This is a genomic window from Brasilonema octagenarum UFV-OR1, assembly GCF_963888615.1.
In the GTDB taxonomy this organism is placed as follows: Bacteria; Cyanobacteriota; Cyanobacteriia; order Cyanobacteriales; family Nostocaceae; genus Brasilonema; species Brasilonema sennae.
Genome location: NZ_CAWPKW010000269.1, coordinates 34,573 through 44,606, shown reverse-complemented (window position 1 = coordinate 44,606; position 10,034 = coordinate 34,573). Strand labels below are relative to the sequence as shown.

The window sequence follows — 10,034 nt, the reverse complement described above, 5'->3', positions numbered from 1 at the left end:
AAGGGTAAAGTGTTAGCTGTCTAATACTTGGTTTATTTACGCCGTGCTGTACTAGGCTTCTACGAGACGCACTCGCGTTCGGAACCTCACCCTGCCCTGTCGGGCATCCCTCTCCTTAGCAAGGAGAGGGAAAGATTTTAGCGCCGATTCAAGCGAGGGTGAGGTTTGAAACGAGATGTGTGTACACCGTAGCTAAAAAAGCTTGCTCAGTTCCCTCCTTTTTAAGGAGGGCTAGGGAGGATCAACTCTTAACTGAATCGTATTGGTGTATCGGTTGAACAGTTGATAAAAATCTCTCCATTTTCTAATGGTTAGTAAATTTTTTTTTCAAACAGTAGCTTATCGTATCTCTATTCTTTAAGGATGGGTTGTAATGCCGGCTATTTTTAAGTGATGAAACACTTGATTGGGTTCATGATTGCCTCACATTGACGCAACACATTTTACAGAGCTAATCTCCATGACATCGGAGATATAACAGGTGCCTCCAAACTTATTCAGCAGAGGTTTGATGTTTTCTACAACAGGCTTTATTTCCTCAGGCGCACAGAACGCGAGGATGTAAACATTATCGAGCATCGTCATGTCTAAATCTTCCGCTCTTCCTCGTAATCCTTTGCCAGCAACATTTCGGATTACAATATGACCGTTTACACCTGCCTTATCTAAACGATCTAAAATTTTGCCAAGCTCAAAGGAGTTAGCAATAATTTCTATCCTTTTAACTAGGTGCATATTATTAGCTCCAAAACAGGTTAATTACGTACAAATACACCGGAATTCCCACAATAATATTGAAGGGGAATGTTACTGCCAGAGCCGTAGAAACGTACAAGCTGGGATTCGCTTCCGGAACAGTCAACCGCATGGCTGCTGGAACAGCGATGTAAGAGGCGCTGGCACATAGTACGGAGAACAACAGTGCATCTCCTTGAGACATACCAAGGAATTTGGCGATCGCTAACCCAATAGCTGCATTCAGTATTGGAATCAGGATTGCAAATGAGATCAGGAAAAATCCTGTTTTTTGCAAATCTTTAATTCTTCTAGCAGCCACCAATCCCATATCCAGTAAAAAGAAGGTCAGAACTCCATAGAACAATCCTTGAGTAAAGGGTTCCAACACTTTCCCACCACGTTCTCCTGTCAAGAATCCAATCAGAACACTACCGACTAGTAGAAACACTGAACTGTTCAGAAACGCATCTCGTAAAACTTCTGGCCAAGAAAACTCTCGCGCCTTGCCTTTCTCAACGGTAAATAAATTTACTAAGATAAGACCAACAATGATCGCTGGAGATTCCATCAGAGCAAGAGCTGCCACCATGTAGCCATCATAAGCAATGCCAAGTTCAGTTAGAAAAGCACTCGCGGTGATGAAGGTGACAGCACTGATAGAACCGTAGGTTGCGGCGATCGCTGCTGCATCGTAAACATCCAGCTTCACCTTTAAAATAAAGAAAGTGTAAATCGGGACAGCACAAGCCATCAACACTGCTGCGAGCAGTGTCAGAAGCACTTCGGTCGTGATTCCACTTTTCATCAGTTCTACTCCCCCCTTAAACCCAATCGCAAACAGCAGATAAAGCGAAAAAAGTTTGGGCACGGGGGGAGGAATTTCCAGATCCGACTTGACAAAAACAGCAGTCATCCCTAAAAAGAAAAACAGAACTGGCGGATTCAAAATGTTGGATACGATCAAACTAGCATCCATGTCTATCCCTCCTCGTAGTGATGCAACCGAAAATTTAGAAAACTTTGCATTTTGAGAAACTCATGTAACCCTTGGATCATGATGTATCGCGTAGTGTGACCTTATGTCAATTGATTGACGAAGTATCTCTATAGATTTGTTTTCTCAATTTTGGCTAATAATAATCTTTAACCCTTGTTTTTAGGCACTTTCGCAACAAAGAAATTTCATTAAACCTTTTGCAAAAGTCGGGAAGGCAAAAAGTCAAAAACTAGGGGTGTAGGGGGATAAGGGTATAAGGGTGTAGGGGGAGTCATTGGTGCGGGCACAGGATCCAACACCAATTAAGAACCACCAAATTGTAGATTTGGTGGGGGTCTTACCCAGTTTTCCTCTGGGGCAGGGGTGTAATATCAAGTTCGGATGATTAGTTATCATTGGAGTCCTCGTGTTACCCCTCCCCAACCCTCCCCTTGCTAAGGGGAGGGTGCGCGAAGCGCGGGTGGGGTAATTTCGGGATTTATAAGTGATTAAGCGAACTTGATATAAGACCTCGTACCACAAGGAAAATCCTCTATTTCCCATGCCACATGCCTCAAGTCGGGAAACCCGCCCAGGGTGAGACAGCGCAGCAGGAATTTTACAGCAAACTTCAGAGGCTTTTATTTTTGTCGCAATAATTCGTTTGATGTTAAAGCAACTTGCGTTATTAAAATCAGTTATTTAAAACTTTTGAGACATTTTCTTATGCTGAGGTCTTCTACAACTTGCATTGCCCAGTATTCTGGTTAGCCAGGATACTGAGAGGCTAGAGCAATTTTTGCTGAGCGAGGAATATCTTCATTTTCGTACTTATTGTGCAGATACCTTAGAAAGGCTTGCTCACCATTTAGCATATCATCTAAAGCTTTTTTCTCAGCTTTAGCAACATCCCTGTACATATATGTCTGTAAGTAATCCACAAACCTTACATGTTTTAGGTTATACTCTCTATGTAGAGCGTAAAAATGATCATAGCTAAAAAGAACATCCTCCTTTTTAACCGATACTGCCCCAGAAAAGTTCTGAGCACCATAACCTAACTTTTCGTCAAAAACCAACCCGTACTTCTGTAAAAAGTCCAGGCTATAAACGCTGTTCCAAGACCATGCGAAATGGGAATAAGTTAGGTTTGCTAAATTCAAACTACGTGGAATCGGACGTTTAATTGTGCGTCCCGTGTTGTAGGCTCTAGTAATCAAACTAAAAGTGAAGTTAGGCTGGTTTTTTTGCTTTTCAATTACATTAACAATATTGTCCAAATGATTGGGTAAAATCCAGTCATCTGAATCGACAAAAACAATATGTTTACCTGTTGCTAATTTTATAGCAGTGTTGCGGGCTACAGATACACCTTTGTTAGATTGTTCAACATATTTAAATCTTAGGTCATCACCTACAATCTGATTAAAGATATACCTACATTGAAACTGATTTTCTATATTGACTATACTCAGTTTCGATTTCCAATCAATATCCTGATCTCTGTACCAATCTTCTATTCTCGTTCCTTTGCTGCCATCGTTCACTACAATACACTCAAAATCTCTCAAAGACTGATTTTTTAGAGATCTTAAGCATTGCTCCAGAAAGCGTTCTGTTTGATATACAGGAACAATGATAGAAAATAAAGGTTGAGTATTCATGATCGTTTTGAGTAAAAAGCGTAACTGTAAGTCAACGCCTAACACATTTTCTTTTACTAGTCAAAATTGCTTTTTAACCTGTTGCTAATCTCTAAATTTTACACCTTTTTTGAAAAATAGCTGTCCTATTTGAGTTGTGTTAAAGTCCCTGCGCTTTGCGCATAAATCGCGCCTGTTGAGATTCCCAACAACTTTTAAAGGAGTCGGGAATCTTGTTGTTCACGGAGCGCGCAGCGTGCCTGCAACGGCTTATGATTTAGGATTGCTACGGTTCTTGTGCACTTGTTGTGTTCAAAGGTAATTCTATTCTGGCTCTAGCGCGGAGTGCGGGAGTCAAAAAAAGAGTTTGAAATGTAGCCTGTCGATGTTTGGCAGGTTCTGGAGCAGAGTTCCAGAGGCTTTGGTAGTAGAAGAAAGCCACACCCAAGCCACGTTCTTGAGCAGCCCGTACCTGGGATGAAATTTGCTGCATTGATACTGAGCCTTTTTGGGATCCTGCCATAATACCAATTCCAGTTGGAATTATTTGCTGCACTTGTTGAATTTCTGGACGAGAAATTGTTGTGGTAAAACTCGCAAGGTTGGGACGATAAACTTGCACAATCAGCTCATCGACTATATTTTGCTGCACCCAACTGAGCCAATCTTGTAGTTGAAACTTGTAAGCAAAGTCGTAATAATTGGGGGAAACAGAGAAAATCACATTGGGTTTTCTTGCTTTGACAGCTTGATTGAGTTGTACCATGAACGCCGTGATTTTATCTGCTCGCCAGCGCATCCATGCCGCATCTTGTGCATTAGCTGGGGGATTGTTTTTAGTTTCCTGACTATACAATGCAACAGTGTATTTATCGTAGCCAAATTCGTACGGCAAACTCATATGATCGTCAAACTGAATGCCATCAACATCATATTGAGTGACAATTTCCAGCACGAGATCGGTAATAAACTGCTGCACTTTTGGATGGAAGGGATTAAGCCACGCAACTTCACCAGCTGCACTAATCGAAGTTTCGCTACCATCCCGTTTTTGTGTGAGCCAATCCGGATGATTCAACGCCAGTTCTGACGTTGGGGGAGCCATGAAGCCAAACTCAAACCAAGGAATTGCGAGCAAGTTTTGGCGATGTGCTTGGGCAATCAGATCTGCAAGAATATCATGTCCATCTGAGCCTCGTAAGACAAAGGGCTGAATACCTGCACCTTTTGCGATCGCGCTGGGATACATCACATATCCAGAATTCCACACCACAGGATAAATCGTGTTGAAGTTCAGCCGTCTGAGTTGATTCATTGCATCCTGTACCTTGGCACGATTCTTGAGGGTGTCAAAATCGTTATTAGTCATCCAAACCCCACGAATTTCCTGACGGGGTGGCTGCGGGATGCTTTCAGAGGGAGCTGCTTCTTGGGCGATGGCAGGGGTAAGGCTGTTTAATAGTAGTACCGTCACAAATGATACCAAAAAAAACAATGGGGAAAGACGTTTGAGGACTCGTCCTTTATGACGTTGTAATCTGTACATTCGCCACCAAGCTTGAGGAATCAAACGCAATTTCATATACTTGAATACATTAGCTACCTCACACCACTGGTAACTTTTGTGATACAATCTACTCATGATCCAGCCTACAAGTTTTTGTGGTTCTTAAAGAAATCCATGAATTGGTAGTCGTTCGTTAAAAGCGGCGCATAAAGTCACTGCATCAGAAAAACCAAAGCAGACTTAGCACAGCAAGATAGTTGACGTAGCTAGTAGGTCACAAGTGCCAACTGTTGCTTTTGTATAAATAGCGATTGCTCTTCGCTCACCACCGCCCGTGCAATTGCATATAACTTCTTTGGGATAAAAAGTAATTTTTGCTACCGTAAAAACTCATTAATCATAACCGCACTTTTATAAATGTGGGTTTTATATATAACACTTTACTAGTTATAATTACTCTTGCTTTTGCTTTTAGGACTTACGCACAGGCCACTAAAAACAATGGGTTGCGATTGCTTCCCTGCGGTCGCAATTATGGCTACGTTGTCCGTGCGTAAGTCCTGGCTTTTAGTAGTTCCCCAAGGGAACGCCTGCGGGGTAAAGAATAAGCCCAAAAGGGGATGGTCGGGTGGGGATTAGGGGCGAAGCGGCAAGGTTTTTTAATCCCTTTGCCTTTAACCTTTCTCCTTTCCCCAGTCCTCACAAGCGCATTTTTCGGTTGGCAAATTACTAGTGCTGCTAAAAGCGTCTGCTTTTGAGTTGCTTTAGGCGTGAAACTAAGCGGATCAAGAAACGATAACTCCTGCGAACAACATCCAAGACAAAGTAGGGTATCCGTATCCCAAGCGGGGAGAGGAAGGGGCGGTACAGCCAGTAGTATCCCTTTTTCAGGTCATCCCACTTTGAGCAAGCCTCCTCATGCAGAAAGTCCGAGATGTCCACAACTAGTCCCCTACCTTTGTACATCATCACATTACGTCCGTGGACATCATGGGGGTGGAGACCGCGCTTACGGGCATAATCTAAAGCTTGGTCAATGTCGTGTATCACCTGCTTCGGTATCCGTAGACCACGCTGCATACAGTCGTAGAGAGTAACTCCATGCAACCGCTTCAGGATTAAAAAGCCATCATTGGCATACAGACACTCAGAGAAAGCAGGATGGGAACCCAGGCGGCGGTAGACCTCTACCTCCTCAGAAAAACCGGGGCGTCCGGGTGCATAAATTTTTATCACAAACTCAGGGTAGTCTGGGTGATAAACCACTGCGGCGTAGTTCCCCGCCCCAAGAAGTTGCCAGGGTTTGGGCACATGGCGGACTTTGACTGGGTCGTGGGGATCTACGCTTTCAATTTGGAACCGAGGAAGTAGGTCTTGGTGGACACTCTCGATTAGCCGATTCATGTGTGCTCCATCGATACTGGGTTCCAGTTACTACAGATTTTAGATGGAATTCTCCCATATAGTAACCTTTTTCTGAGCGAAACAATTTTAGATTTTAGATTTGAAATTTTAGATTGGGGAGCCAATACTGTTCGCGCAACGTGGCACTTTGTGCCATAGTCCTTGTTTCCCGACAGAGGTACTTGGTGTTGATTTTCGGCTTGCCCTGAGCTTTGCCGAAGGGTACAAGCCCCGTCCAAGAAGGACGGAATTAATCCAAAATCGTAAATTTAAAAATCTAGGCTTGGTTTCGCTCCGCTCCAACCAGAGCACTTTTAGCTTGGGCTGAGCGCAGCCAAAGCCGGTGGAGTTAATCCAAAATCTAAAATCCTAAATCCAAAATTGATTGACCTTGATTTTTCCCAATGTTGTAATTTGATTACTGGGCTGATTGTTCAGCGTTAAACTGCTTGCTCAAAACCTGTTCCAAATGTTCTAATACAGTATCTACATCTTTACCAACTCGTTCATAACAACTTGGTGGTGCAGGTTCTGGTTCAAAATAAATTAACTTGACTTGGTCTTTAGCAATTGCGAGCATGAGAACTTCTACTTCTGGTTTATGGTGCTTCACAATCCCTAAAATTTCCTGAAGTCTGTTCTCAACTGTGGTATTGAATTGTTCTATGGCTTCTTTGGGACAATAAACAAAGTGTGGTGTTGGTTGCAAATCAATACCAATCGTACCCTTGCCGTCACCATTTTCTAACCACAAACCCCAAGACAGTGCTGCTAATTCCTGTTGATTTTCTTTGACGAATCTATTTAACTGGCGACGCCACTCGTCGTTTGGTGATTGAGATTGGGTGGAAGCAAACATCATAGTAACTTTATATTTTGGATATCTTTTGGATTTTTGAAAAGTTTACCTCAAACCTGACTGCACGCGCCACAGACTCGCATAAACTCCGCTTTTGTCCAGTAGTTCTTGGTGGGTTCCTGATTCAACAAATTGTCCGTATTCCATGACATAGATACGTGAAGCATTGCGGATTGTGGAAAGACGGTGTGCGATCGCAATTGTTGTTCGATTGACAGTAATATGTTCTAGCGATCGCTGAATTGCTGCCTCAGTCTCATTATCGACTGCTGATGTCGCTTCATCTAAAATTAAAATTGGTGGATTCTTTAAGATGGCGCGGGCAATAGCAATCCGCTGTCGTTGTCCACCAGATAACTTTTGTCCTCGTTCGCCGACTATGGTCTCATATCCTTGAGGCAATTGCAGAATAAATTCGTGTGCTTCAGCGATTTTAGCGGCTGTGATGATTTGATCATCTGAAGCATCAAAACTGCCATAGGCAATATTTTCTGCTATACTACCGTGAAATAAGAAAACATCCTGACTGACCAAACCAATACAACGGCGCAAATCCTGTAGTTCTAATTGTTGTATATCAATTCCATCAAGAGTCATTGTTCCTGATTGCACTTCATACAATCGCAATAGAAGTTTTACCAAAGTGCTTTTCCCAGAACCAGTAGAACCAACAATAGCGATTGTTTTGCCTGCTGGAACCTGCAAAGATAGATTTGTCACAACTGGTAACCTATCTTTATAAGCAAAAGTGACATTTTTGAACTCCACTTCACCACGTACTGTATCAGTCGGTAAATGTGTGTCTCCCGTATGAATCGCCAAAGGAGTATCCAACAAATTCATCACTCGATTTGTGGAAGCCATTGCTCTTTGATATTGGTCAAAAGTATCACCTAATCTTGTTAAAGGCCAGAGTAACCGCTGGACGAGAAATAATAGTACACTGTATGTACCGACAGATATTTTGCCATTCGCTGCTGCAATTCCCCCAAACAGCAATAATGCTGTAAAACTCACCAAAATCAACATCCGGATTAAGGGAACAAATGCAGCTGAAAGTTTAATTGCTTTAGCGTTACTGCGGCGATATGCCTCACTTTCTTTTGTTAAACGTGAAATTTCGTAATCTTCGGAGGTAAAACTTTTAATAGTAGTAATACCGCTCAAATTGTTCACAAGACGCGAGTTGAGAAGACCAACCTTTTCTCTGACATCAGCATAGCGAGGTGCGAGTAATTTTTGAAAAGCAAACGAACCCCAAAGAATAAATGGTATCGGCAATACTGCCATCCAGGCAACACTAGGAGCCAAAATAAAGAAAGCAGCACCTATAATGACAACTGTTGTAACAACTTGGAGAATATCATTTGCCCCACCATTTAAAAAACGTTCCAATTGGTTGATATCATCACTGAGAATAGACATCAAACCACCTGTACTGCGTTCTTCAAAATATGCGAGTTCTAACTCTTGCAAATGTTCATAAGCATCCAGACGCAAATCATGCTGAATGTCCTGTGCCAAATTACGCCAAAGCCTTTCGTAAGCGTATTCAAAAACCGATTCTAGTATCCAGATGATTACAGTCAGGAACGAAATAATAAAAAATTGCCCAAAAACATCTTTCACTCCCCATTGAGCGATGATAGAATTTTGCTGCTTTACCACCACATCCACCGCGACGCCAATTAACGCAGGTGGTGCTAAATCAAAAAGTTTATTCAAGATAGAACAAATCGTCGCCAGCCAGATTAGTTTACGATACTGGTGTCCGTAATTTAACAGCCGCATGAAGGGGTTACTTGGAGACGATATCTGAGGATCACCTACTGCGCTTGTCTGTCTTTTTGATGCCCGATGAGATTTGGATACCTTAACCACAGTTGTTTGTAGATGCGTGAATCTAAAATTTTACCACAATTAACTACCAAGTGTCTCACGAAAGGTGGGGAGTAAGGTATCACTATTAACAAGATTTGTCTGAAAATGCAAAGGAGATAACGAGTTGAAAAATCAGTCATTCGGGAATTGGCAAACTGTAGTCGCAGGAATTGTGGCAGCAATACTTGTCATTTTTAGCTTTAATTCCTTTATTATTATAAATCCAGGGCAAGCAGGAGTACTTAGTATCTTGGGGAAAGCCACAGATGGAGCATTAATCGAGGGTATTCACGTTATACCGCCCTTCATTTCCAGAGTAGATGTATATGATTTGACTGTGCAAAAGTTTGAGGTTCCAGGAGAAAGTTCAACCAAGGATTTGCAAACTCTATCTGCCAGATTTGCTATTAACTTTCGTATTAATCCTATACAAGTTGTTGATATTAGAAGGACACAAGGAACATTAGAAAATATTGTCAACAAAATTATTGCACCTCAAACCCAAGAATCTTTTAAAATTGCAGCTGCTAAAAGAACAGTTGAGGAGGCGATTACAAAAAGAAATGAGTTGAAAGAAGACTTTGATGCTGCATTGGGGCAACGCTTAGATAAATATGGAATAATTGTGTTAGATACCAGTGTGGTTGATTTAACATTTTCCCCAGAATTTGCCAAAGCAGTTGAAGAAAAACAAATTGCAGAGCAAAGAGCACAAAGAGCTGTGTATATAGCCCGAGAAGCTGAACAAGAGGCTCAAGCAGAGATCAACCGTGCTAAGGGAAAAGCGGAAGCTCAAAGACTTTTAGCTGAAACTTTAAAAGCTCAAGGTGGGCAGTTGGTTCTGCAAAAAGAAGCGATCGAATCTTGGAAGAGTGGAGGTGCTCAGATGCCAAAAGTCCTCGTTATGAGTGGTGATACAAAAAATAGTGTACCATTTCTCTTTAATTTCGCTAATTTGCAAGATTAATCACAATTTTCACCCTGAATCAGGGTGTGTACCCTACTTAAGAAGCAGATAGAGAACAT

General features: G+C 42.0%; 8 protein-coding genes. 1 reads left to right on the top strand and 7 read right to left on the bottom strand.

The features are described from left to right. Positions 1-423: 423 nt before the first annotated feature. From AC5590_RS22515 to AC5590_RS22485, 7 genes are all read right to left on the bottom strand, one after another. Positions 424-735: a P-II family nitrogen regulator gene (locus tag AC5590_RS22515; RefSeq protein WP_169265636.1), complete on the bottom strand. Its 312-nt coding sequence runs from the start codon at positions 733-735 to the stop codon at positions 424-426. Positions 736-739: 4 nt separating this feature from the next. Then, entirely contained in the window at positions 740-1,714 is a 975-nt protein-coding gene (locus AC5590_RS22510) for a sodium-dependent bicarbonate transport family permease (protein WP_169265635.1), read from the bottom strand. A 767-nt stretch (positions 1,715-2,481) separates the two neighbouring features. Beyond that, positions 2,482-3,378: a glycosyltransferase family 2 protein gene (locus AC5590_RS22505; RefSeq protein WP_169265634.1), complete on the bottom strand. Its 897-nt coding sequence runs from the start codon at positions 3,376-3,378 to the stop codon at positions 2,482-2,484. A 265-nt stretch (positions 3,379-3,643) separates the two neighbouring features. Beyond that, positions 3,644-4,939, bottom strand: coding sequence for a glycoside hydrolase family 10-like protein (locus AC5590_RS22500; protein ID WP_211178481.1), 1,296 nt, complete (start codon positions 4,937-4,939; stop codon positions 3,644-3,646). A gap of 663 nt (positions 4,940-5,602) precedes the next feature. Then, a complete protein-coding gene (locus AC5590_RS22495; RefSeq protein WP_169265632.1) occupies positions 5,603-6,268 on the bottom strand; it encodes a serine/threonine-protein kinase in 666 nt (221 codons plus the stop codon). 418 nt (positions 6,269-6,686) lie between these two features. Further along, complete coding sequence (gene ccmS, locus AC5590_RS22490) at positions 6,687-7,130, bottom strand: beta-carboxysome assembly chaperone CcmS (protein WP_169265631.1); 444 nt, start codon at positions 7,128-7,130, stop codon at positions 6,687-6,689. A gap of 42 nt (positions 7,131-7,172) precedes the next feature. Beyond that, positions 7,173-8,918, bottom strand: a complete 1,746-nt coding sequence (locus tag AC5590_RS22485) for an ABC transporter ATP-binding protein (protein WP_211178480.1) — start codon at positions 8,916-8,918, stop codon at positions 7,173-7,175. A gap of 214 nt (positions 8,919-9,132) precedes the next feature. Here AC5590_RS22485 and AC5590_RS22480 point away from each other — a divergent pair, with 214 nt between their 5' ends. Next, on the top strand, positions 9,133-9,975 hold the full coding sequence (locus tag AC5590_RS22480) for a prohibitin family protein (RefSeq protein ID WP_169265629.1): 843 nt from the start codon (positions 9,133-9,135) through the stop codon (positions 9,973-9,975). Positions 9,976-10,034: the final 59 nt, after the last annotated feature.

Bases quoted from the DNA above. Each gene is read 5' to 3' on its own strand.
- AC5590_RS22515 (WP_169265636.1), bottom strand. From the start codon at position 735: ATGCACCTAGTTAAAAGGATAGAAATTATTGCTAACTCCTTTGAGCTT.
- AC5590_RS22510 (WP_169265635.1), bottom strand. From the start codon at position 1,714: ATGGATGCTAGTTTGATCGTATCCAACATTTTGAATCCGCCAGTTCTG.
- AC5590_RS22505 (WP_169265634.1), bottom strand. From the start codon at position 3,378: ATGAATACTCAACCTTTATTTTCTATCATTGTTCCTGTATATCAAACA.
- AC5590_RS22500 (WP_211178481.1), bottom strand. From the start codon at position 4,939: ATGAAATTGCGTTTGATTCCTCAAGCTTGGTGGCGAATGTACAGATTA.
- AC5590_RS22495 (WP_169265632.1), bottom strand. From the start codon at position 6,268: ATGAATCGGCTAATCGAGAGTGTCCACCAAGACCTACTTCCTCGGTTC.
- ccmS (WP_169265631.1), bottom strand. From the start codon at position 7,130: ATGATGTTTGCTTCCACCCAATCTCAATCACCAAACGACGAGTGGCGT.
- AC5590_RS22485 (WP_211178480.1), bottom strand. From the start codon at position 8,918: ATGCGGCTGTTAAATTACGGACACCAGTATCGTAAACTAATCTGGCTG.